Origin of the sequence: Nesterenkonia alba DSM 19423, assembly GCF_000421745.1 — a bacterium.
GTDB classification, from domain to species: Bacteria; Actinomycetota; Actinomycetes; order Actinomycetales; family Micrococcaceae; genus Nesterenkonia; species Nesterenkonia alba.
Genome location: NZ_ATXP01000003.1, coordinates 169,368 through 192,230, shown reverse-complemented (window position 1 = coordinate 192,230; position 22,863 = coordinate 169,368). Strand labels below are relative to the sequence as shown.

Below are 22,863 nucleotides of genomic sequence, written 5' to 3'. Positions count from 1 at the left end.
CGATGACGGTGACCACAGCTCCGGAGCAGCGCGCCGAGGATCTGCTCACCACCGCGGTGGACTCCTTCGGCGGGACCCGCCGTGAGGGTCAGGTCATCATGGCTCGGCGGGTTGCCGAAGCGCTTCAGAAACAGCGGCACCTGATGGTCCAGGCCGGTACCGGCACGGGTAAGTCCCTGGCGTACCTGGTGCCGGCCGTGGCCCATGCGCTGGAGTCTGAGCGGCCGGTGCTGGTCTCCACGGCCACGCTGGCGCTCCAGGCCCAGATCATGGGCCGCGACCTGCCCCGGCTGTTGGAGTCCATCGAACCGGAGCTTGACCGCCCGGTGAAGGTGGGTCTGGTCAAGGGGCGTGCCAACTATCTCTGCAAACACAAGCTGGCCGGAGGTTTCCCGGAGACCGACGACGACGCCGAGGCGCTGTTCTCGGTGGCCACCGAACCCACCGGCGGGGTCACCACCTATGAACCCACCTCCCGGTTAGGGAAACAGGTGATGATGCTGCGGGAGTGGGCCGAAGAAACCGAGACCGGGGACCGTGACGACTTACCCGAAGGAGTCACCGACCAAGCCTGGCGGCAGGTTTCGGTCAACGCGGTGGATTGCCTGGGCAGAAAATGCCCCATGGTGGAGGAGTGTTTCGCCGAGCTGGCCCGCACTGAAGCCAACGAATCCGACGTCGTCGTCACGAATCACGCCATGCTGGCCATCGATGCCTTCGAAGGCCTCGATGTGCTGCCGGAGCACGACGCCGTCATCATCGATGAGGCCCACGAGTTCGCCGAACGGGTCACTTCAGCGGTGACGGAGCACCTCTCGGCTGGGATGATCTCCGCGGCGGCTTCCTCCGCGCGCCGGCACACAGCGATCAACGTGGAGCCTCTACAGCAGGCAGCCACCGCCGTAGAAGCGGCCTTCGCCTCCACCCCCTCGGGACTGTTGCACCGGGGGCTCAATGAGCAGCAGACTGCGGCAGTGGACGCAGCCAGGCAGGCAGCTCGTACGGCTCTGGCGGATTCCAAGGACAGCGGCGGGGAGGCTGCCTCCGAGGCAGACGCCGGCCGGACCACCGCCCGAGCTCGCTTGCAGGCTGTGTGCACTGTTGCTGAGCGGATGCTTGAGGCGGACCAGACCCCCGATGTCATCTGGCTGACCCGGCCTGGCACCTTCGTGCCGGGGAAGGGGTACCAGGAGGCGGGCCCGGAGGAGCCCCCGCTGATCTACGTCGCGCCCACGACCGTGGCAGCTCGACTGCGGGAGGGGCTCTTCAGCACCCGTACGGTGATCCTGACCTCGGCGACCTTAACCATTGGGGAGAGTTTCGATGTGATGGCCGGGCAGCTGGGGTTGCGCGGTGAGAAGGCCCCGCCATGGGACCCCCTTGATGTCGGTACGCCCTTTGACTACCCCCGGCAGGGGATGCTTTATGTTGCTCGGCACCTGCCTGCGCCCTCACTGAGCACCCAACAGGATCAGAGAGAAGAACTCGCCGGGCTTATTCACGCCTCCGGCGGAGCCACCCTGGCGCTGTTCTCTTCCAGGCGTGCCGCCGAAGAGGCCGCCGAAGAATTGCGGGGCACACTCGATGTCCCGATTCTCTGTCAGGGGGATGCCACAATGTCTGCGCTCATCCGGCAATTTGCTGACGAGGAGGAGACCTGCCTTTTTGGCACGATGAGTCTCTGGCAGGGAGTTGATGTGCCGGGACGCTCGTGCCGCCTGGTGACCATTGACCGGATTCCCTTCCCTCGGCCGAACGACCCGCTGACCACTGCGCGGACGGTGGAAGCCGATCGGGCCGGTGGAAACGGGTTCATGCAGGTCTCGGCCACTCACGCGGCCATCCGCCTGGCCCAAGGAGCCGGACGGTTGATTCGCAGCTCTGAGGACCGGGGGGTTCTTGCTGTGCTGGACTCCCGGCTGGCGACCAAACAGTATGGAACATTCCTTGTGAAATCCATGCCCGGATTGTGGCGTACCACTGACGGTACCGCTGTGCGTCAGGCGCTTAACAGGCTACGCAACGCCTGAGACCGCTTTCCCCACAGCCTGGCATGCCGGGAAGCGGGGAAAATGAACTGCCGTTACAAGCTGCGCAGGACGGTGACGACCTTGCCCATGATGGTGGCCTCATCGCCCAGGATCGGCTCGTACTGCGTATTCTGCGGCAGCAACCACTGGTGCCCATCCCTGCGCTTGAGGACTTTGACAGTGGCCTCATCGTCCAACAGTGCGGCGACGATATCGCCGTTGTCCGCATCGGGCTGACGGCGCACCACCACCCAGTCACCTTCGAAAATTCCGGCGTCGATCATCGAATCACCACGGACCTGCAGCATGAACAGCTCACCCTCCCCGGTGAGCTGACGCGGCAGAGCCATGACATCCTCGACGTTCTGTTCGGCAAGAATCGGTCCACCGGCGGCAATCTGGCCGACCACAGGGATCTCGTTGAGGCGTGAGTCGCTGGCCGTGCGGTAGCTATCGAGATCCACCACGGTGGAGTCCCCGCTGGATTCGGGGGACGCAGACGGCTCTTGATGGACCAAGCGACCCGAGGAATCCCGGATCACCTCCATAGCCCGCGGTTTACCAGGGACCCGACGCAGGTAACCGAGCTGTTGCAAACGAGCCAGCTGGTGGGTCACCGATGAGAGCGAGGCCAGACCGCAGGCATCACCGATCTCCCGCATAGAGGGTGGGTAGCTGCGCTCAGCCAGGGATTTCTGAATGACGTCGACGATCTGCCGCTGCCGTGTGGTCAGCGGCGGCACCGACTCTGAGCTCTCAGACAAGGCGTACCTCCTTCATCGTGTGGCTTCGCGGTCTCTTGCCGGGACATTCGACGTGTCCGACCCCCTTGCTGGAATAGAAGTCAGCATCGAATGTCACTTCGAAGTTAGCTTCACACTACGCCACATCGCAGACAGATTCCAGAGATGTGTGCGACTCAGCGTGGATCTATTCGAAGATGTGTGCTAAAAATAGAACACGAGTTCGATGAGCGCTTCGTTCAACGGATCGATCACGGAGGAAGAGATGAACACCACAGATGAGATGACCACCACCACATTCGGGGCAGCACCGGGGCACGTCAGCCTGACCCGCCGGGGGCGCTTCGTTCTGCTGGGCATTCCAGTTCTCACCGTGGTCTGCGGGTTGCTCACCGCGGGGCTATTCCTGGGGATCAGTACGCTGAACCAGGCGCAGGCGGCCTCTCATGAGGTCTCCGGGGTACAGGCAGAGGAAGTCACCGTGGGGGTGGGGGATACGCTCTGGTCACTTGCGGCCCAGGCGGATACTGAAGAAGACATCCACACCACCGTTGAACGGATTGCCGAGCTCAACGGACTGGAGTCCTCACAGCTACAACCGGGTGAGCGTCTGTACATCCCTGCCGAGTGATATCCACCATGCCTTCATCAACGGCCCGGGGACGTGGCACCGGAAGATGAGGCGCTGGCGAATGAGTCGGGCCGATACGATGGAGGCGTGACCGATACCGAGATGACACGCGCGCAGCGGCTAGACCGGTTGCCGTTGCGGGATGAACTGAAGGGCCAAGAGCCTTACGGTGCTCCTCAGTTAACGGTCAAGGCCATGCTCAATGTCAATGAGACAACCTATGACGTGCCGGCGGATGTCGTCGATGCGATAACGAAGGAAGTTCGCGCCGCCGCGGAGACGCTGAACCGGTACCCCGACCGGGAATTCACTGCCCTGCGGGAAAAACTCGCCGACTTCCTCAACCGAGACCTGCCGACTCCGGATCTCAGCGCCGAGAACATCTGGGCAGCGAACGGCTCCAACGAAGTGATGCAGCACATCCTGCAGGCCTTCGCCGGACCGGGGCGGTCCGTTCTGGCCTTTCCTCCGACCTATTCGATGTACCCCCTTTACGCCCGGGGGACCTACAGCGAATACATTGCTGGAACGCGCAGCGCCGACTTCACGCAGACCCCGGAGGATGTTGCGGCCCAGATTCGACAGCATCAACCGCATGTGGTGATTCTGTGCTCACCCAATAACCCCACTGGCACCGCTCTGGGGCTTGAGGTGGTCGAGGCTGCCTATGATGCCGCCACTGAGGGGGAGACGATGGTCGTGGTGGATGAGGCCTATGGGGAGTTCCGTCAGCCCGGCACAGCCTCTGCCCTCACGCTGCTCCACGGCAGACCTCGACTGATCGTGACCCGAACGATGAGCAAGGCTTTCGCGCTGGCCGGCGGACGGTTGGGCTACCTGGCTGCCGCACCGGAAGTCACTGACGCCTTGCGGCTGGTCCGGCTGCCCTACCACCTCTCGGCCGTCACCCAGGCGGCTGCTCGTGCGGCTCTGGATCACGCTGAGACGCTCATGGCCAACGTGGAGCGAATCAAGGTCCAGAGAGACCGCATCGTCACCGAATTGCAGCGCATGGGACTGCGGCCCTATCCATCTGATGCCAACTTCGTTCTCTTCGGCGGGCTCGACGACGCCCACGCGGCGTGGCAGCACCTGCTTGAAGAGGGAGTGCTCATCCGAGAAGTCAGTATTCCCGGGCACCTGCGGGTCACCGCGGGAACAGAGGAAGAGACCACAGCGTTTCTCACCGCACTGCGCAACTGGTTAGAGGAGACCCATGGCAGAGACCCCCGCTGAACTCATCGGCGCCCGCGAGGCACGTATGGAGCGTCGCACGAGCGAGTCGCGTGTGAAGGTGCGCATGAAGCTTGATGGAACGGGGACATCGAATATCTCCACCACCGTTCCGTTCTACGACCACATGCTCACCGCCCTGGCGAAACACTCCCTCATCGACCTCGATGTCGACGCCGAAGGCGACACACAGATCGATGTCCACCACACCGTGGAAGACACTGCGATCGTCCTCGGTCAGGTGCTGGGCACCGCCCTAGAAGACAAACGAGGCATCCGGCGTTTCGGTGAAGCCACGGTGCCCCTGGATGAGGCACTGGCCCACGCCGTCGTCGACGTCTCCGGCCGCCCATATCTGGTGCACAGTGGAGAACCTGAAGGCCAGCAGTATCACCTCATCGGTGGACACTTCACCGGCTCCATGACCCGGCACGTCTTCGAGGCGATCACCTACCACTCCGGCATCTGCCTGCACATGCGGGTGCTCGCAGGTCGCGATCCCCACCACATTGTCGAAGCACAGTTCAAAGCTTTTGCCCGGGCATTGCGGGCTGCGGTGGAATCCGACCCCCGGACTGACGAGATCCCCTCCACCAAGGGTGCCCTATGAGCGCCTCTGCCACAGTGGCGGTTCTCGATTACGGGTCTGGCAATGTCCACTCGGCGGTGCGGGCCTTGGAACGCGCCGGCGGCACCGTTGAACTCACCCGGGACACGGAGACCCTGCTCAATGCTGATGGGTTGGTCGTCCCTGGTGTTGGAGCGTTCGCCGCAGTGATGGAAGCACTCAACGCCACCGGTGCACCCCGTTGGATCGGACAACGGATCGCCGGGGGACGCCCGGTCCTGGGTATCTGCGTGGGTCATCAGATCTTCTTCGAACGAGGTGTCGAACACGGCGTCACCGCACAGGGTCTGGGGGAATGGCCCGGGGAGGTCACCGCCTTGCCGGAGGACGTCGTGGTCCCTCATATGGGGTGGAACACCGTGCGGCCACCGGAGGGCAGTGTGCTTTTCGAGGGAATCGAGGACGAACGGTTCTACTTCGTACACTCCTACGCCGTACAGTCCTGGGACTTCGACCAAACCATCCCCGCCATGGCCCCACCGAAAGTCACCTGGTCCCACCACGGGACCGACTTCGTCGCTGCCGTGGAGAACGGCCCGTTGGCCGCAACCCAGTTCCATCCGGAGAAATCCGGGGACGCCGGCACCCAACTGCTGCGCAATTGGATCACCAGCCTGTAGAAAAACGTGAGGACTTTGACTGATATGACTCCTTCCACTGTGCCTGCCCTCGAGCTGTTGCCCGCTGTGGACGTCGCTGACGGCCAGGCAGTCCGGCTCGTTCAAGGAGAAGCCGGATCAGAGACCGGGTACGGCGACCCCTTGGAGGCCGCACAGACCTGGCAGGACCAGGGAGCGGAGTGGATCCACTTGGTGGACCTCGACGCCGCTTTTGGCCGCGGACACAACCGTGAGGTGTTGCGACGCGTCGTCGAAGCCATCGATATCAAAATCGAACTCTCCGGGGGCATCCGGGATGACGAGTCCCTCGAACGCGCCCTGGAATTCGGGGCTACCCGAGTCAACCTGGGCACTGCCGCTCTGGAGGACCCGGAGTGGACCGCACGGGTCATTGCCCGCCATGGCGAGGCCATCGCCGTCGGCCTTGACGTCCGAGGAGAAACACTGGCAGCCCGCGGCTGGACCAAAGAGGGCGGAAACCTCTGGGAGGTGCTGGCTCGGCTTGAAGACGCCGGATGTCCCCGCTATGTGGTCACCGATGTCACCAAAGACGGCACATTGCGTGGCCCCAATACCGAGCTGTTGGCCGCAGTCAGTGCCCGGACGAACAAACCAGTTGTCGCCTCCGGAGGGATTTCCTCCCTGGAAGATGTCGCAGCCTTAGCGAAGATGGTCTCCTCGGGGGTGGAGGGGGCCATTATGGGCAAAGCGCTCTACGCGGGGAAGTTCACACTGCCTGAGGCGCTGGCGGTCGCCGCCGACTCGGCATGAGCAGCGAGCCAAACGCACGGCAGCTCCCGGGGCATATCGCCCAGCTGCTCGCCCGGCAGCACCGAAGTGCAGACGGACGCCCGGCCGACTCTGCCGGCATCCCCTGGGACGGACGCGACCTCTCCGCCGAGGGTAACCCGTTACACACCAGGCCCACAGACGATGGGCACACCGCGCCGGTGGTGGCTGCCGCGCGGAAGAAACTGCTGGCCGGAGAGATCGATGAGGCCAGTTTCGTCAATGTGTTGCGAGGTCAGCGGCTCTTCGCCGCGGTGCTTGCCACCGGTTCAGGCGATATCGCCACCGGAGACAAAGAAGCAGATATCTCACTCATTACCCTGGAGGCCGGAGATGGACGCACCGCGATGCCGGTGTTCACCTCCGTGGAGGCACTGACCGCCTGGCATCCGCAGGGGCGACCCGTGGCGGCGGAAACCGAACGCGTCATGCTGGCTGCCTTGGCCGAAGGAGCGGAGCTGGCGGTGCTCGACCCCGGGGCCGAGCTGACGTTTGTGCTGCGACGCCCCGCCGTTGAACAGCTCGCCCAAGGTGAACCCTGGCTGCCCTCCTATGCCGACGAGCAACTCGCCGCAGCATTAGAGGAGATCGTCGCTGCCTGCCCCGGAGTGACCGGCTTGCGTCTGTCACCTGCTTTGGGCATCGCCACCGCCACGGCCACCGGCCAGCGGGTACTCGGCGGTGGGCAGGGACCGGAGCTCAGTATTGGCGTGGTCACCGCTGAAGGTCTTGACGCGGTCGACCGGCGACTGGCCTTAGCCAGTGTCAAAACGGAAGCCGCCGCCTCCGAGGCGTTGCGTCGCCGGGCGGATTCCGTCGAAATTGTGCTGGCGGAGAGCTAAGCGAGATCATCATCGACGGTGACCACCGTGTGATGGATCGACTCACAGATCCGACGCAACACATCGGCTTCCTCATCGTCCAAGGCGGGGTGAAACAGCTGCCGAATGTGCTCGGCGTGCACGCGCGAGGCGGCGGCGAAGACCCGCCGGCCCTCCGCGGTGAGCCGAGCGGTCATGCCCCGCTTGTCCTGCTCGTGGATGCATCGTTCGATCAGTCCCCGGGCAGCCAGGGACTTGACCTGGTAACTCAGTCGGGAAGGAGAGAACACCATGCGTTCGGCCAGCTCTCCCATGCGTAGCTGGTGGTCTTCAGCCTCTGTGAGAATCAACAGCAGGTTGTAATCGGAAAGCTTCAGTCCCGTGGTGGTGTGCAACCGCTTCTCCATGCGGTCAGAGATCACCGCACTCGTTTCGAAAAACGCCCGCCACGCTTTCGCCTTAGGGGAGTAGCCGGTGAGATCCCGGCGCGCAGCTGACTGCCCGGGGTCGATGCTCACAACACACTCCATAGGGGCCTGGGACTTGTCTCAACTGGACAAGTGTATCCCCAGGCCCCTATGGAGTCGGCCGAACCGGTCACTGCTTAGGTGTCGACACGCACAACCTCCCCTGTGGCGACATCCACTGACACCTCGGTGTCATTACTCAGCTCAATCTGCCACACCACCACACCGTCTTCGGTGTCGAGGTCGCCCTCCTGCGGTTCCGCCCCGCCTTCTGCCTCCGCGGTGGCCAAAGCCTCACCGAAGTCGGTCTCCACGGCGAGTGCCTCCTGTTCGTCATCGGCGTCGAGGCCCTCCTGGCGAGTGTCGATGATCTCGAACGTCTCGGCGTCGACGTCGACCTCCCACTCAGTGTTTCCATCGAAGACGGAGAACTCGATGTGGTTTCCTTCGGTGTCGAAGTCGATGATGACACCGTCGGGGTACTCCTCCTGGACAGTAGCCAGAGCTTGATAGACAGGCTGGTCACCGGCCTGCTGGTCGGAGGTGGCTTCCTCAGCATCGGGTGTCTGGTCGGTCGCCTCGGCGTCCTCCGTTTCATCCGGCTCAGCAACCCCAGGGGATTCTTCCTCCTCTGCCTCGGTGGGCTCGGGAGCCTCCGTGGTGTCCTGCGGAGCCGGTTCGGTGGTGTCTTCAGTGGTGTCGTCTGATCCGCAGGCCGCCAGCGCCAGGGCTGCGGCGGTGGCAACGGAGATCAGTCCTGCAGTGGTGGATCGTGATGTGTTGTCCATAGTCGGTATGTCTACGCCCGTTCTCTGAGGTGGCGCTGCTGAGATGCTGTGACTTTGCTGACGACTCGAGCAGTTTTCACAACGCCAGCTGGATCAGTCGTGGACCTTCGGGACGCAGATGTACGGCACGGCCCGGGACGGGGCGCTCGAGCACCGGCGCGACGACGGCGAAAGCATCCGTTTCCGCCCGATGGGTCGGGCTGAGGACGAGGTTCTCCCCGGTGCGTGCCGGGTGCGCCCACGGCAGCTGCGTGAAGACCCCTGCACCGGGCAGCGCGGAGGCCACCACTCGGGTGCCCGCTGAGACCAGCGCCGAGAGCTGCTGGTGCTGTTCGGCCCGGCAGAGATGAGCATCATCAAGGAGCAGGATCTCTGGAGGGTGGGAAAGATCCCAATCCGCCCCGCCGGTGATCCGGACGATGCGTAGTCTGTCAGCCTGGCCACGGTTGATCTGGTCCAGCCGGTTCCGCAGCATTTCTAGGGTGCTGGTTTTCCCTGTTCCCGGGGAGCCCAGCAGCAGCGTGACCTGCCCCAAACGGAGCCGGGCCGGCTCCCGGCTGAATTGCGTCATCCCCAGCATGATCCCTGTGGAGAGTTCTTCGGGCCGGGGCGGTGGCAGTTCTCTGCGGCTTAATTGCTCCGGCAGTGGCGCCACGTGCAGCTCAGGGGCAGGCCCGGACCACCGGTGGTCTGGCTCAGCAGGCTCGGCCTCGGTGGCTAGCTGCACTTCCAATCCCGGCGAAGGCGTGGTGGGGCTGAGGTAAACCCCGCGGCCGGGCAGCGGGTCAGTAGGACGCAGCTTGGGCCACAGGTATTTCACCTCCTCACTGACGCCCAACGGCAGAAACACCTTGGTGGGGATGCGCCCGCCGAGCTTGCCGGTGCTCAGTTCCCGGCCTCCTGAGACGATCACAGACAGCCCCGCCTCCGGGCCCTCAGCGATGAGCGTGCCCAGCTGGTGTTCCATCCCGCTGCCGGGTCCTGATTGCCCCGCTACGTGCCACTGCCCGTACGCGGTGACCAGCAGCACCATGGGGGTTGCGGCAACGGCGGCCTGCTGCCCGGATCGGCGTGTGCGGCGAGCCGTGAGGCGGGCTCTCAACTGGGTGAGGAGATAGTCGACTTCGGGCAGGTCATCGCAGGTCAGATAGGCCCCCACGCCGGGGTGGCTGCTGAGATCGCTGAGACTGTGGTCCCCGTCCAAGATGTACAACGAGGTCGACTGCAGGGACAGCACTCCCCGGCCGAGTGCGTGCAGTACCCGGCTGCCGCCGGCTTCGGCCTCTCCCACCAGGGCCATGGTGCGGGGTTCATCTGGGGTGAAGACCATCGGGGACTGGCGCTGAGCCATCGGCTCATCGAACAACCCCAGACGCAGTGCCTGATCCTCAGAAGTGATCCGCAGACAGGAGGGTAGAGACGGCTGTAGAGGTGAGTGGCGGCGTCGTAGGCTGCGCGCGCTCATCTCATCGGCCAGCCGGTCCACCAGCTCCGCCACACCGGCACCCTGGGCGTGGGCCCTCGCGCCAGGATCTGCGACCTCCGGCGCTGCGCGCAGGGTCTGCCCGCACGTCAATTGGGCGGTGTGGAACACCTCGGGCTTCTCTCCGGCACGGCGCAGCAGTGCCCGCCCCGGGGCCGTGCGCGGAATCTCTGCAGCCTCAGCAGTGCCTATCAGTTCCCGGGATTCATCCTCACTGCGTACCCGAAGAGCGATCGTGGCACCAATATTGGCCCGGATATCAGCGGTCACCACCCCCTGGGGGCGCTGGGTCGCCAGCACCAAATGCAACCCCAAGGAACGACCCAGGGTGGCTACTCGCATGAGTTCGTCCATCGTGTCCGGAAGTTCGTGAGAGAAGATGCGGAACTCATCGATCACCAGCAAGATACGAGCCAAAGGATCCTGGGGTTTCAGCTGGCGGTATTCGGTGTAATCACCGGCACCGGCTTGCAGGAAGAGTTCCTCACGCCGCACCAGCTCACTGCGGATTCCCTCCAATGTTCGCTCCGCCTGCGCCTGGGAGAGATCGGTGACCACACTGAGGGTGTGCTCGAGTCGGCCCAGTTGGTGGAAGGTCGCACCACCTTTGAAATCGATGAGGACAAAGTTCAATTCCTCCGGAGAGTACGACGCCGCCAGGGAGAGCAGTAGCGTCTTCAACAGTTCCGATTTCCCTGAGCCTGTCGTCCCGGCGATGAGCACGTGGGGACCATCGGAGACCAGATCCAGCACGGTGTCACCGGTCTGGCTTCGACCCACCTGGGCCACCAGCTGTTTTCCAGCAGAGGCGGTGAACAGCTGCCCCGGCAAGGGGACCGTGCACTGGGTGGGTAAGCCTGTTCGGTGCGTTGTGGCAGTATGTGGAACTGCCAAACGCGCCAGTTCGGCAAAGGTCTCAGCCGATAGTCCGTCCCAGCGGAGGTCCGTGGCGTGTTCGTGGCGCCGTCCGGCGTCGTCGATGCGGAGCAGATGCCGTGCGGTGAGATCAACAATCCAGCCGGAATGCTGGCCGAGCCCCGGGGATGGGGCAGTGTCGACCCCGGGTCCAGAGGTGGGCTGGGCAACGATGACATGCCACCCCGCACGTAAGAAAGAGGAAAGATCCGGTGTGGCGCAGCGGGCACCGAGAGGAAACACCGCCACCCCCGGTGCGAGACTTTCATCAGGAGTGGAAGCCTCATGGGGCTGAAGCCTCCCGACAGGCAGGTCACGAAGCTCCGGGATGCTGAATGTCCCGCCGTCGGCTATGAGGAGATGATGGTCGATGGTGTTGCGCAGGCACAGCTGCAGCACCATCCACCGGAGGAGGCGGGTGGTATCGCGGGCTGATCCGCGCAGCCAGGTGACCTCCCCGCCAGCCACCGACAGGCCCGTGGCGCAATTCACCTGCATCTCCTTGCAGGGCGAATCCGATGCTGCAGCACTGAATTCCAGCTCAGCCGTGATGCTGCCGCGTCCTAGGCGCACGGCGTCTGCAGGGGTTTCCACAGGTGAGGGACCGGCCACCGGGCTGCGTAATCTACGTGCCACAATCCCAGGGGAGGGCAGGGCAGTTTCGCACTGCTGGGCCCATCGCCGGGCTGCGTGGCGCACGGCTCGCCGATACTGCCGACGTCGGCGCCCAGCCGCCACCGCCACACCCCCGGCGACCGCGGCGGAGGCCAGCGAGAAGACCAGGAAGAACCACATCCCTGTGGTGAGGACCAGCACGATACCTACCACCAAGGGAATGCAAGCGAAGGCGAGCATCATGCGGTGCTTGCCCTCAGGTGGTTTCTGATCCACGTGTTCTGGGCTCGGGGGCCAGGCTCCGCCCCCGGGTTCTGGTTCACTGCGGCTCAGTAGCAGACGTGTGGAGCCCCTTTCGATGACATCTTCGGTGGTCAGTGGCCGGTCCTCTATGTGATCGCTCCACCGCACCTCACGGGAGCCGACGACGACATCGGCGGCATGGCGGGCAATGGCCGGGTCCGCCACGGGCAAGTCAACCTCGCCTCGGCCTAGACGCCATCGGCCCCGGCGTAGTGGAAACAGCTGTCCGGCATCGGGACCGGAATCCACGCACAGACCCAAAGTGTGCCGCGGACTCCGCAGCGGTAAGCCTTCAGGGGCCAAGAGCACCACCATGCCCGGATGCAGCCGGTCGGAGCCGGCAGGCAGATCTGCCAGCAGGATCCCGCCGGTACTGAGCTGAACAGTGGGTGGCAGCTCCAGGGCAGTACGCAGGGCCTTGTCGATCTCGGCGCCCTCCACGGTGTCGAAGGCGGCAGTGCCGGCCAGTCTCAGCCGTAGTTCGTGGTCATAAGCTCCCGGTGCCTCCTCGCGTAGCCGTTTCCACTGTGTGCTACTGACCGCTCCGGGGGCGTGGACTACCGTGACCGTCAGGCTCATCGCACCTCCTGCACACCGTTGAAGGATGTCGGCAGGACCATAAAGCAGTCCGTATTGCCCTCGCAGAGCCGGGGTCCCATCTTGTGGAAAACCACCTTTGCTAAGCGTGTTTTCCACATAGGCTGCACATCAGCTGGCGATCACCTCAACGTGAAGTTAAGGTGTAGCTCGTGTCCGCTCTTTCAGGCGGCCACACCCCTTGCGTTGAGCGTTCACCAGCGGAAGAGGAGGCAACACCGTGGACGCGGCGGCGATCGTCGAAGACGAAGTGCGGCAAAAAATTCGCGCAGCCGGTATCGACCCCATTGAGGATCCGGAGAGTGTCCGTCAGCTCGTCGATGCGGTCATCACCGACTACGACCGGCGCTCCATGGTCTCCTCACTGCCAGTACTGCGCCAGGCCGAGCAGACCGCGCAAGACATCCTCAACTCCGTAGCCGGGTTCGGCGAACTTCAGCCTCTACTTGATGACCCTTCGATCGAAGAGATCTGGATTAACGCCCCGCACGCCGTCTTCGTCGCGCGTGGTGGCCGCTCTGAGCTGACGTCCATCACCCTCACCGAAGAGCGTGTCCGTGACCTGGTGGAACGCATGCTCAAGACCTCCGGACGCCGACTCGATGTCTCCAGTCCGTTCGTCGATGCCGCGCTGCCTGATGGGTCACGCTTACACGTGGTCATCCCGGATATCACCCGGCGTCACTGGGCGGTGAATATTCGCAAGTTCATCTCCCGGGCCCACAGCCTGCAGGATCTGGTCCGACTGGGGAGCCTCAGCAGCCACGCCGCCCAGTTTCTCTCCCAGGCTGTCGCCGACGGAATGAACATCCTGGTCAGCGGTGCCACCCAAGCCGGTAAAACCACGATGCTCAACTGCCTCACCGGTGCCATTGGCGCCAGGGAACGGGTCATCACCGTCGAGGAGATCTTCGAACTCGACGTACCACTGCGTGATGTCATCGGTATGCAGTGCCGGCAGCCCAGCCTTGAGGGCACCGGTGAGATCCCGCTACGTCGGCTGGTCAAGGAAGCGCTACGGATGCGCCCGGATCGGCTCATCGTCGGAGAGGTCCGGGAAGCCGAAAGTCTCGATATGCTCATTGCGCTCAACAGTGGGCTACCCGGTATGGCCACGGTGCATGCGAACTCCGCCGCCGATGCACTCACGAAGATCTCCACCTTGCCGATGCTCGCCGGTGCGAATATCTCCCGCAGCTTCACGGTGCCCACCGTCGCTTCCTGTATTGATCTGGTGGTCCACTGTCGCCGGGATCGGAACGGGACCCGCTACGTCGAAGAGATCCTGGGCATCTCCGGGCGACTCGAGGATGAGACGATCGAGACGACGTCGTTGTTCCGTCACGACGGCGAGCAGCTACGCCCCAATGCCCACGCCGTCTTCGAGAACCCGCGACTCTCCGAGCAAGCCCAGTCCCTCTTACAGGCGCAGGGGGAGGTCGCATGAGTGTCCTGCTGGGTCTCGGCCTGGGCACGGGCCTGCTGTTGATGTACTTATCCTTCTGGCCCCCGTCGGCCCCGCGTTCCCGGAAGGTGACCATCCCACCGTTGCGGCGACTGCTCGACGAAGCCGGGCACCAGCGGATTTCTACTGGCGCACTTGTACTGGTCATAGTCGGCAGTGCGGCCCTCGTTTTCCTTCTGGTCTTCGCCCTGACCCAGGCACCACCGGTGGCTGCCTGTTTCGCGGTCTTCGCCGGAGCCGCTCCATGGGCTGGTTTGCGGTGGCAGGCTCGTCGCCGTCGCGCCGTGTTAGCGGATGTGTGGCCCGACGCCGTAGACCACCTGCGCTCTGCGGTGCGCTCGGGACTCAGCCTTCCCGAAGCGCTCATCGGGCTGGGCAATGCCGGACCCCAACCATTGCGGGAGCCGTTCGCTGAATTCGGGCGAGACTGGCGATCCGGGCAAAATCTGGAACCTGCCCTGCGCCGGTTGAAGGACCGGCTCGCCGATCCCGTCGGGGACCGGATTATCGCGGCGCTGCTCATCACCCGGGAAGTCGGAGGAACTGATCTAGGGCGACTACTGGGCACCCTCAGTGAATTTTTGCGCCAGAATGCCCGCACTCGCAGTGAACTGTCGGCCCGTCAGTCCTGGATCACCAACGCCGCCAAGCTCGCAGTGGCTGCGCCCTGGGTCATCGTCCTGTTGATGGCTGCCCAGCCCGCTGCCGCCGAGGCGTACTCGGATGCCGCCGGAACACTGTTATTAGGCATCGGACTGGTGGTTTCAGTTATCAGTTACCACTCCATGCTGCGTATTGGACGGCTGTCCCAGGAGAGGCGGGTGCTGGTGTGACAGTGGAGACCACGGTCCTCATCTGGGCGGTCACCGCGGGGATAGGAGTCGGGCTGGGACTGATCCTCGCCCTGGGCGCAGTGCCGGCGTGGAATCAGCCGACAATGACTGAGCGCATCGCTCCTTATGTGCGCAGCACTGCCGCCACCCTGGATGAGCGGGAATCCTCCTTGCCGGCCGCGGTTGAACTCATCGCCCCAGCGGTTCGCGCGGCGATGCGACAGCTTGACCGTTTCGGTGTCGACTCGTACCAGTTGGCCAGGCGACTTGATGCCGCCGATGCCGGTCTCACCGTCAGTCAGTACCGGCTGCAGCAGCTTGCCGCTTCAGCCTTAGGTGCCGCAGGGGGAGCAGTGCTGAGTCTGGTCTCTGCTGTGGCGCATACCTTCAATGTGCTGTTAGCCCTAGTGTGCATCGTCGCCAGTTCTGTGCTCGGCGTGGTCCTGCGTGATGCCGCCCTCTCGGCACGGGTGGCCAAACGGCGGGGCAGGATCCTTGAGGAATTCCCCGTGGTGGCGGAGATGATCGCCCTGGCGGTCAGCGCGGGCGAAACAGCACCGGCCGCCTTCGAACGCGTGAGTCGATTGACCCACGGAGAGTTCGCTACCGAACTGCAGCGGATGCTGGCCGAAATCCGGGCGGGTACCCCCTTCGCCGTTGCAGCTCGGAACCTGGACCGCCGTGTGGACGCCGCCCCGATCAGCCGATTCCTCGACGGTGTGCTCGTCGCGCTGGATCGCGGCACTCCCATGGCTGAGGTGATGCGCGCCCAGGCGGCAGATGTCCGGGAGATGTCCAAACGCGACCTCATGGAATCCGCAGGGCAGAAGGAGATCGGCATGCTCGTTCCCCTGGTTTTCGGGATCCTGCCCTTGGCAGTGATCTTCGCCGCCTATCCCGGTTTCCATCTGTTGTCGCTGGGCATATGACACCTCTGACCACCACATACCGATGAACGGAACGGAAAAGGAGAGCAATGATGCACACGATCTGGACCTGGATGACCACTCTGCTGCGCGAGGTACACCGGGAGGAACGGGCCGATGTTCCTGGCTGGGTCATGATCTGCGTGATGTCCGCAGTGCTCGTCGCCGGCCTACTGGCCATTGCTCGGCCCGCACTGTCTGACCTGTTCTATGACGCCATCAACCAGGTCACACCGTAAACGGCTCGGAGCCGAAGAGCGCGGTGCGGCCACCGTGGAGTTCACCATGGTGGCTGCACTGCTGGTGCTGCTGACCCTGGCCGCCGTGCAACTGGGTCTGGCCTTACACGTGCGGAATTCCCTCATCGATGCCGCCAGTACTGGTGCGCGGTTTGGGGCTCTCGCTGACCGCACCGGCGCGGACGGAGCCCAGCGCACCCGCGAGCTGCTGGACTCCAGTGTGGCTTCATCGGTAGCGCGTGATGTCCGCTACGAGCAGGTCAGCACCCCAGAAGGAGAGGTGCTGCGAATCACCGTGACCGCTGAGTTACCACTTATCAGTGCTCTGCCGGGGATCGAACACTGGGAGGTGACTGCGGGAGCCTATGTCGTGGAGTAGACGACGTCGACTCCGGCGCAGACGTGGACCGTTGCGTCAGCTGATGCGTGAGGAACACGGATCAGCGGTCGTGGAGTTCCTTGCCTTGAGCGTGCTGCTGATGATCCCGGTGGTGTGGTTCCTTCTGGCCATCGGACAGGTACAGGCGGCTACCTACGCTGCCACCGGGGCTGCGGACCAGGGAGCGAAAGTTCACACCACATCCACAGTGTCCCCGGAAGTCGCCGCGGAACAGGCGGTCACCCGGACACTGAGCGATTACGGGGTGAGCGCCGAGCACGCCACAGTAACTCGTCAGTGCACCCCGGACTGCACCAGCAGTGGATCAGTGGTCTCCATCACCGTGGAAGTCCACGTACCGCTGCCGGGGTTGCCTCGGATCAGTGGGGTGGACCTCACACTGGTCAATGTCAGTGCCACAGCATCGGACGTCGTTCGGCAGGAGGTGCCATGAGCCAAGGGGGTCTTCAGCGCCGAGGATCCACTACACAGCGGTGCTCCACCGCAGGATTCAGCGACGAGACCGGCAAGATCACGATCCTCACCGTGGGGATGGTCACGATGCTTCTGATGCTATCGGCAGTGGTGATCGGTGCTGCCACGGTGACCGTTGAGACCCGGCAGGTGCTCTCTGCTGCCGACGGGGCCGCCTCCGCCGCAGCAGAGGCAGCCCACACCACTCGAGGACCACACCCTCCGGTCTTCAGTAGTCAGCAGGCCCGTGCCGCCGCCGAGGATTACCTCCAGGCCTCAGGCGCCACGACCCGTCACAGTAATCTGCAGGTACGGCGCACCTGGACCTCCGATGGGGGAGAGACCATTCATGTGGAACTGGGTGCCGTGGTGGAGCTGCCCGTGCTGCGGTGGGTCTTACCGGCTGAGGTGCCAGTCTCTGCGGAATCCCATGCCCGTCTCACCGTGGAACGCTGACCGGGACCTTCAAGCCCGTTCGGGTGCGCCTGTCCGCACCCGGCGATGCACCCCGGTAGTGTGGTGCCGTTATGGCAGAGACTGACTTTCCCACCGAGCTCGCCGAGCTACGTGACACCCTGCGGCGCATCACCGATGTTCTCGACGTCGAGTCCCTGCGCGCCGAAGTCACGGAACTCGAACAGCAAGCCGCTGACCCCAACCTGTGGGATGACCAGACCAACGCCCAGCGGGTGAACTCCCAACTGAGCCACAAACAGGCTCGGCTTGATCGGGTGACCCGGCTGGCCAGCCGGATTGACGACGTCGAACTCATGGCTGAAATGGCCCAAGAGGAAGACGACACCGAGGTTCTCAGCGAAGCCGTCAGTGAACTCGCCTCCATTCGTCAAGCCCTCGATTCCCTGGAGATCGTCACCCTGATGTCCGGGGAGTACGACGAACACGACGCGGTGGTCACCATCCGCGCCGGAGCCGGTGGGGTCGACGCCGCAGACTTCGCTGAGATGTTGCTGCGGATGTACACCCGGTGGGCCGAGCGCCGTGACTTCTCCTATAAGATCCTCGATACTTCCTACGCCGAAGAGGCCGGTATCAAATCCGCCACCTTCGAGGTCAACGCCCCCTACGCCTACGGCACGATGTCCGTGGAGGCCGGCACCCACCGGCTGGTGCGGATCAGCCCCTTCGATAACCAGGGGCGCCGGCAGACCAGTTTCGCCGCTGTGGAGGTCATCCCTCTGCTGGAGGGTACCGAGTCGGTCGACATCGATGAGAATGACCTCAAGATCGACGTCTTCCGCTCCTCAGGGCCCGGGGGGCAGTCGGTCAACACCACTGATTCGGCCGTGCGGATCACCCACCTGCCCACCGGGATCGTGGTGTCCATGCAGAACGAGAAATCCCAGATCCAGAACCGTGCTGCAGCGATGCGCGTGCTCGAGGCCCGTCTGCTGTTGGTGAAGAAAGAACAGGAAGCCGCAGAGAAGAAGGAACTCGCCGGGGACATCAAAGCCTCCTGGGGTGACCAGATGCGCTCCTATGTGCTCCACCCCTTCCAGATGGTCAAAGATCTCCGCACCGGTTACGAAGTCGGCAACGCGGATAAAGTGCTCGACGGCGACCTTGACGGCTTCATCGAAGCCGGCATCCGCTGGCGGGCCCAAGGCGGAGACAACGAGTAGCTCCCCGGAACGCAAAGGTCGCCACCAGTGATCCGTTTTGAGAAGGTCAGCCGGGTATACGGCTCCGCTGAGAAACCCGCGCTCGAAGACATCTCCGTGGAGTTCGGTCGCGGAGAGTTCGTCTTCCTCATCGGAGCCTCCGGCTCCGGGAAGTCCACCCTGCTGCGCATGATTCTGCGTGAGGGCTTACCCTCGGCAGGAAAACTGACCGTGGCCGGACAGAACCTCTCTTTGATGTTGGAACGTCGGGTGCCCGAGTATCGACGCAGCGTGGGGATGGTCTTCCAGGACTTCCGGTTGCTGCCGGACAAAACCGTCTATGAGAACGTGGCCTTTGCCATGCGGGTCACCGGTGCCAAACGAACCCACATTCGCCCCCGGGTGATGAAGACGCTCAGCCGGGTGGGACTGGACCACTTGGCCAAACGCTATCCCCATGAAATCTCCGGCGGCGAGCAGCAGCGAGCGGCGATCGCTCGGGCGGTCATCAACAAACCGGCCATCCTGCTGGCCGACGAACCCACCGGAAACCTGGACCCTCTGGCCTCGGCGGAGGTGATGAAAGTCTTGCACTGGATCAACGACGCCGGCACCACGGTCATCATGGCCACTCACGACCGGGCCATTGTTGATGCCTCCGCTCATCGTGTGGTCCAGCTGCACCGGGGCCGACTGGTCCGTGACGACTCACCGGGACGGTATGACCCGCCCGAAGGTTCGGCGGCCTGGAAAGCACTGGTCGCCGAGGAGGAATCCTCTGGTCTACGGGCCTCAGATCCGGTACCTACCCGGTCGGAAGAACCCGTGGCGGTGTTCACCCACCTCACCGAGACCGTGGCTCCGGCCGCTACAGAGCCAGAAGCGTCCGCTGAGACCGACCCGGTCGGAACCGGTCCAGCCGATACCGACCCTGATGAGCCGGATACCGACACGGTCGAGGCCCTTGCCGTTAAGGAGCCGGAGGCCTCCACTCAGGCTGCTCCCCGACTCTCCTGGTTGGCCCAGGCCCCAGAGCCCACAGAGCCCGAAGCCCCTGCCGCACCCCGCTTTGGAGGTGCGGCGGCAGAGGAACCCGCCGAGCCGGCGTCGAAGGCTCCCGCTGCCCGCCCGGTACCGCGTCCGCGGGCTTCGGCCGTCGAAGCAGGCTACGCCGAAGCCCGGCGCACGGAGGAACAGCTCTCCGCCTCAGCCAAGCGCCGGCTCTTCGGCCGCAGGAGGTCCCGATGAGCCAGTTGCCCTATATGCTGCGGGAGACCTTCAGCTCTCTGCGCAGTAACGTCGCCATGGTTGCCTCAGTGGTGTTGGTGACGTTTATCTCCTTGTCGTTCGTGGGGGCGGCCGCCCTGATGCAGATTCAGGTGGCCCAGATGACCGATGACTTCTACGACCGGTTGGAAGTCTCGGTGTTCCTATGCACGGAAAACTCCCCGGAGGTGGCCTGCCCCACCGGGGCGGTCACCGCCGACCAGCGGGAGAACATCGAGGAGATGCTCACCACCGGTGCGGCCAGTCAGTACGTGGACTCCTTCCGTTACGAAAGCCAGGAAGAAGCCCTGGAGAATTTCGTGGCCGGACGAGAGGAGAGCATCCGGGCCCAGGCGCTGACCCCTGAGGATATGCCGGAGTCTTACCGCCTGCTGCTGGTGGACCCTCAGGAATACCCCATTGTCAGTGAGCTCTTCGCCGGGGTCGCCGGTGTGGAGAACGTCGCCGACCAGCAGGAAGTCCTTGACCAGATCTTCGGGATCCTCAACGGGCTGACCGTCATCGCCCTCATCATCGCTGCGGTGATGATCCTCTGTACCGTGCTGCTGGTCTCCACCACGATCCGGCTGGCCGCGTTCAGCCGACGTCGGGAGACCTCGATTATGCGGATGGTGGGAGCCTCGAAGTCGATGATTCGGTTGCCGTTCGTCTTCGAGGGGATAATTGCTGCGGCTTTCGGCTCCTTGCTGGCCTGTGCGGCTACCTGGGTGATCGCCGAATTCCTGCTGGGTCAGTGGCTGGCCGAACAGGTCTCCGGGGTTCAGTTCATCACTGCTGCCGACTCATGGATCGTCATGCCGGGCCTGGTCCTCATCGCCGTCTTGTTGGCCTCTTTAGCTTCATGGGTCACCGTGCGACGGTATCTGCGGGTCTGATCCCGCCGGTGTGATCCCGGGCACCGGGTGTATAGTGGGCCGTCGACTTTCTTCACCCAAGCCCGCGACGTCGTGGGTATCAGACGGATTCCAGGAGGTGACACGTGGGGAAGTACAGCACCAACACTAAAAAGGCCGGCAAGAAGGCCAAAGACCCGAATAACCACGTCATCGCCCTGAACCGGCGTGCCCGCCATGACTACCAGATCCTCGATAAGTACGAGGCGGGGGTGGTCCTCACCGGAACGGAGGTGAAGTCCCTGCGGGAGGGGCAGGCCTCTCTCACTGACGGGTTCGCCGCCTTCGACGACGCCGGTGAGCTCTGGCTCGAACAGGTCCACATCCCGGAGTACCTCAATGGGACCTGGACCAACCATTCGGCACGTCGGAAGCGCAAGTTGCTGCTGCATGCCAAGGAGTTGACGAAGATTTCCCGGCAGATCGAAGACCCCGGGTTAACGCTGGTGCCGCTGAGCCTCTACTTCAAGGACGGACGGGTCAAAGTGGAACTCGGAGTCGCTCGCGGTCAACGTGAGTTCGATAAGCGGCACGCGCTCCGGGAGAAGCAGGACGCCCGTGAAGCGCAACGGGCCATGCGTTACCGGAACCTGCGCGGTGTGGTGTAAGGCCCAGCACAGCACGATGTCGGCGCGCCCGCTCAGGGCAGGCTCCTCAGGGCAGGCTCAGCCGATAATGCCGGCGATGTAACCGAGGAAGAACAGCCCCAGCAGCGCCACGATGGCGATCACCACCACTGTGATGATGGTGGCTGATTTCGGTGGACTACTCGGTGCCGGAGCCGGGGGAGTGGCTGTCGCAGAAGACGACTCCGGGGGTGTCTCGCCGGGATGCCCACCGCCGGCCTGAGCAGCCTCGGCCGGGTCGGGGTCCAGATTGGGATTCCGGGCTGTTTCATCCCGACCGTAGCGGGCCTGTTCATCGGTGGCTTCGGCTGGTGCATCCTGCCGAGCCTGCTGGCTGTCTTCACGCGGCGCGGGGCGTGGGTTCTCCGTGGTCGGCTGGTTCTGGGACTCTTGGCTCGGCTCGGTGTTCCCACTGGCCGAGGTTGAGCCCAGCTTCTGGGTAAACCAGTCACTGCCGCGGGCAGAATCATCCCGTCCACGGTCGCTGCGCTGCGGGTCGTTGCTCTGGGTAGGATCGTTGTTCTCTGTAGGGCTCATACCCTCTACTGTAGGAATACGACGCTCCAGGTCAGCCGCACATCACCTCAACGTCTCATGAGAGTTTGCCGATGCCGCGCATCGATCAAGACGTGGTGTGTGGGGCAGAGCCAGGGCGGATCAGTGTGTCTCTGGGGCGAATTTCTTCAGCTGGAAGCGGCCTCGAGCGGGCTTGTGGATGGTCTCCGGGTGGTTCTCTACCAGCTTCCAGACGACGCCGTTAGCGGTCTTCGGGTGAATGGTGGGGTCAGTGTCTTCGATGATGCGCAGCAGCTCAGCCCACTGCAGACCCTCGGGGTGTTTCTCCAGGGCGTCGAAGACGATGTGCTGAATCCGCGCGGTGACAGTCACAGCCTTGAACTTAGCAGGGTTGTGGAACTCCCGGAATACGATGCACCGTGCCCCGGCCATCCAGGGGTGTCTTCCGGTAACCCGGGAACGATGACCTGACACACCCCCGCGCCACACAAAAGAAAAGTGCCAGGACAATCGCGGAACGATGTCCTGACACTTCACATGGTGGAGACGGCGGGAATCGAACCCGCGTCCGATCTGGATTTTCGTGGGCTTCTCCGAGTGCAGTCTGCTCAACGTGTTGCTCGGCCCCAGGCGTCACGCAGACAAGCGCCTGACAGGCCCAGTCACCTCAATTGTCGAGTCTCACCCCGGTGACGAAAGTGAGACTCCAGTGGCTATCTAGCTGATGCCAGACACTGAGTCGATAGCAAACTCAGGCTGACAGACTCACCAGTCGCTGATTAGGCAGCGAGGGCGAAGTCAGTGCGCTTAGATTCGGCACTTATTGGGTTGCTCAAGTGGTTTTAACGTGGTCACTTGGCATCCACGACTCGCTTCCCCACGATCACCTCAGATCGTCGAAACCGATCGTCCCCGTGTTCATTTATCAAGAAACACCCGCATC

The 22,863-nt window shown here is 63.6% G+C and carries 24 protein-coding genes and 1 other RNA gene; 18 read left to right on the top strand and 7 right to left on the bottom strand.

Annotation, left to right across the window (positions count from 1 at the left end; genetic code table 11):
* The first annotated feature begins 2 nt into the window (after positions 1–2).
* Positions 3–2,030, top strand: coding sequence for an ATP-dependent DNA helicase (locus tag H578_RS0103835; protein ID WP_022872382.1), 2,028 nt, complete (start codon positions 3–5; stop codon positions 2,028–2,030).
* A 53-nt stretch (positions 2,031–2,083) separates the two neighbouring features.
* On the opposite strand, the gene lexA is transcribed toward H578_RS0103835, so the two are convergent.
* Positions 2,084–2,794, bottom strand: a complete 711-nt coding sequence (gene lexA, locus H578_RS0103830) for a transcriptional repressor LexA (protein ID WP_022872381.1) — start codon at positions 2,792–2,794, stop codon at positions 2,084–2,086.
* 244 nt (positions 2,795–3,038) lie between these two features.
* On the opposite strand from lexA, the gene H578_RS13100 reads away from it, so the two are divergent.
* The 6 genes from H578_RS13100 to H578_RS0103795 all read left to right on the top strand — a co-directional run bounded on the left by H578_RS13100 (position 3,039) and on the right by H578_RS0103795 (position 7,516).
* Positions 3,039–3,404 carry a LysM peptidoglycan-binding domain-containing protein gene (locus H578_RS13100; RefSeq protein WP_169558494.1) on the top strand — a complete coding sequence of 122 codons (366 nt, stop codon included), beginning with the start codon at positions 3,039–3,041 and terminating at the stop codon, positions 3,402–3,404.
* Between the two features lie 102 nt (positions 3,405–3,506).
* Complete coding sequence (locus tag H578_RS0103815) at positions 3,507–4,640, top strand: histidinol-phosphate transaminase (RefSeq protein WP_028463912.1); 1,134 nt, start codon at positions 3,507–3,509, stop codon at positions 4,638–4,640.
* The gene (gene hisB / locus H578_RS0103810) at positions 4,621–5,247 is read left to right on the top strand and encodes an imidazoleglycerol-phosphate dehydratase HisB (protein WP_022872378.1); all 627 of its coding nucleotides are present in this window, start codon (positions 4,621–4,623) and stop codon (positions 5,245–5,247) included. The genes H578_RS0103815 and hisB overlap by 20 nt, the downstream gene beginning before the upstream one ends.
* Positions 5,244–5,885, top strand: coding sequence for an imidazole glycerol phosphate synthase subunit HisH (hisH, locus tag H578_RS0103805; RefSeq protein ID WP_022872377.1), 642 nt, complete (start codon positions 5,244–5,246; stop codon positions 5,883–5,885). Before hisB ends, hisH begins: the two co-directional genes overlap by 4 nt.
* Before the next feature lie 24 nt (positions 5,886–5,909).
* Positions 5,910–6,656, top strand: a complete 747-nt coding sequence (gene priA, locus H578_RS0103800; RefSeq protein ID WP_028463911.1) for a bifunctional 1-(5-phosphoribosyl)-5-((5-phosphoribosylamino)methylideneamino)imidazole-4-carboxamide isomerase/phosphoribosylanthranilate isomerase PriA — start codon at positions 5,910–5,912, stop codon at positions 6,654–6,656.
* Positions 6,653–7,516 (top strand): SseB family protein, encoded by an 864-nt coding sequence (locus tag H578_RS0103795; RefSeq protein ID WP_022872375.1) that lies wholly within the window; start codon positions 6,653–6,655, stop codon positions 7,514–7,516. The genes priA and H578_RS0103795 overlap by 4 nt, the downstream gene beginning before the upstream one ends.
* On the opposite strand, the gene H578_RS13095 is transcribed toward H578_RS0103795, so the two are convergent.
* From H578_RS13095 to H578_RS0103780, 3 genes are all read right to left on the bottom strand, one after another.
* Positions 7,513–8,013 (bottom strand): MarR family winged helix-turn-helix transcriptional regulator, encoded by a 501-nt coding sequence (locus H578_RS13095; protein ID WP_022872374.1) that lies wholly within the window; start codon positions 8,011–8,013, stop codon positions 7,513–7,515. The genes H578_RS0103795 and H578_RS13095 overlap by 4 nt on opposite strands.
* 86 nt (positions 8,014–8,099) lie before the next feature.
* Complete coding sequence (locus H578_RS0103785; RefSeq protein ID WP_022872373.1) at positions 8,100–8,750, bottom strand: PepSY domain-containing protein; 651 nt, start codon at positions 8,748–8,750, stop codon at positions 8,100–8,102.
* Positions 8,751–8,826: 76 nt separating this feature from the next.
* Positions 8,827–12,645: an FtsK/SpoIIIE domain-containing protein gene (locus H578_RS0103780; protein ID WP_022872372.1), complete on the bottom strand. Its 3,819-nt coding sequence runs from the start codon at positions 12,643–12,645 to the stop codon at positions 8,827–8,829.
* Between the two features lie 238 nt (positions 12,646–12,883).
* On the opposite strand from H578_RS0103780, the gene H578_RS13090 reads away from it, so the two are divergent.
* The 11 genes from H578_RS13090 to smpB all read left to right on the top strand — a co-directional run bounded on the left by H578_RS13090 (position 12,884) and on the right by smpB (position 21,386).
* Positions 12,884–14,110, top strand: a complete 1,227-nt coding sequence (locus H578_RS13090; RefSeq protein WP_022872371.1) for a TadA family conjugal transfer-associated ATPase — start codon at positions 12,884–12,886, stop codon at positions 14,108–14,110.
* The gene (locus H578_RS0103770) at positions 14,107–14,961 is read left to right on the top strand and encodes a type II secretion system F family protein (RefSeq protein ID WP_022872370.1); all 855 of its coding nucleotides are present in this window, start codon (positions 14,107–14,109) and stop codon (positions 14,959–14,961) included. The genes H578_RS13090 and H578_RS0103770 overlap by 4 nt, the downstream gene beginning before the upstream one ends.
* Positions 14,958–15,890, top strand: a complete 933-nt coding sequence (locus H578_RS13085) for a type II secretion system F family protein (RefSeq protein ID WP_022872369.1) — start codon at positions 14,958–14,960, stop codon at positions 15,888–15,890. Before H578_RS0103770 ends, H578_RS13085 begins: the two co-directional genes overlap by 4 nt.
* Before the next feature lie 47 nt (positions 15,891–15,937).
* Positions 15,938–16,126 carry a hypothetical protein gene (locus H578_RS0103755; protein WP_022872368.1) on the top strand — a complete coding sequence of 63 codons (189 nt, stop codon included), beginning with the start codon at positions 15,938–15,940 and terminating at the stop codon, positions 16,124–16,126.
* Complete coding sequence (locus H578_RS0103750) at positions 16,098–16,505, top strand: TadE/TadG family type IV pilus assembly protein (RefSeq protein ID WP_022872367.1); 408 nt, start codon at positions 16,098–16,100, stop codon at positions 16,503–16,505. The genes H578_RS0103755 and H578_RS0103750 overlap by 29 nt, the downstream gene beginning before the upstream one ends.
* 43 nt (positions 16,506–16,548) lie before the next feature.
* Positions 16,549–16,959 carry a hypothetical protein gene (locus H578_RS0103745; protein ID WP_156837197.1) on the top strand — a complete coding sequence of 137 codons (411 nt, stop codon included), beginning with the start codon at positions 16,549–16,551 and terminating at the stop codon, positions 16,957–16,959.
* Entirely contained in the window at positions 16,956–17,435 is a 480-nt protein-coding gene (locus tag H578_RS13080; RefSeq protein ID WP_022872365.1) for a pilus assembly protein TadG-related protein, read from the top strand. The genes H578_RS0103745 and H578_RS13080 overlap by 4 nt, the downstream gene beginning before the upstream one ends.
* Before the next feature lie 71 nt (positions 17,436–17,506).
* The gene (gene prfB / locus H578_RS0103735; RefSeq protein ID WP_022872364.1) at positions 17,507–18,619 is read left to right on the top strand and encodes a peptide chain release factor 2; all 1,113 of its coding nucleotides are present in this window, start codon (positions 17,507–17,509) and stop codon (positions 18,617–18,619) included.
* A gap of 27 nt (positions 18,620–18,646) precedes the next feature.
* Positions 18,647–19,846, top strand: coding sequence for a cell division ATP-binding protein FtsE (ftsE, locus tag H578_RS16460; protein ID WP_022872363.1), 1,200 nt, complete (start codon positions 18,647–18,649; stop codon positions 19,844–19,846).
* On the top strand, positions 19,843–20,760 hold the full coding sequence (ftsX, locus tag H578_RS0103725; RefSeq protein ID WP_022872362.1) for a permease-like cell division protein FtsX: 918 nt from the start codon (positions 19,843–19,845) through the stop codon (positions 20,758–20,760). The genes ftsE and ftsX overlap by 4 nt, the downstream gene beginning before the upstream one ends.
* A gap of 104 nt (positions 20,761–20,864) precedes the next feature.
* Complete coding sequence (gene smpB / locus H578_RS0103720) at positions 20,865–21,386, top strand: SsrA-binding protein SmpB (protein ID WP_022872361.1); 522 nt, start codon at positions 20,865–20,867, stop codon at positions 21,384–21,386.
* 57 nt (positions 21,387–21,443) lie between these two features.
* Here the strand turns inward: smpB and H578_RS13075 are convergent, their stop codons facing one another.
* From H578_RS13075 to ssrA, 3 genes are all read right to left on the bottom strand, one after another.
* Positions 21,444–21,941, bottom strand: a complete 498-nt coding sequence (locus tag H578_RS13075; RefSeq protein WP_022872360.1) for a DUF6480 family protein — start codon at positions 21,939–21,941, stop codon at positions 21,444–21,446.
* 120 nt (positions 21,942–22,061) lie between these two features.
* Complete coding sequence (locus H578_RS0103710) at positions 22,062–22,292, bottom strand: hypothetical protein (RefSeq protein ID WP_156837196.1); 231 nt, start codon at positions 22,290–22,292, stop codon at positions 22,062–22,064.
* 166 nt (positions 22,293–22,458) lie between these two features.
* Positions 22,459–22,834, bottom strand: a transfer-messenger RNA (tmRNA) gene (gene ssrA, locus H578_RS15865).
* Between the last annotated feature and the right edge of the window lie 29 nt (positions 22,835–22,863).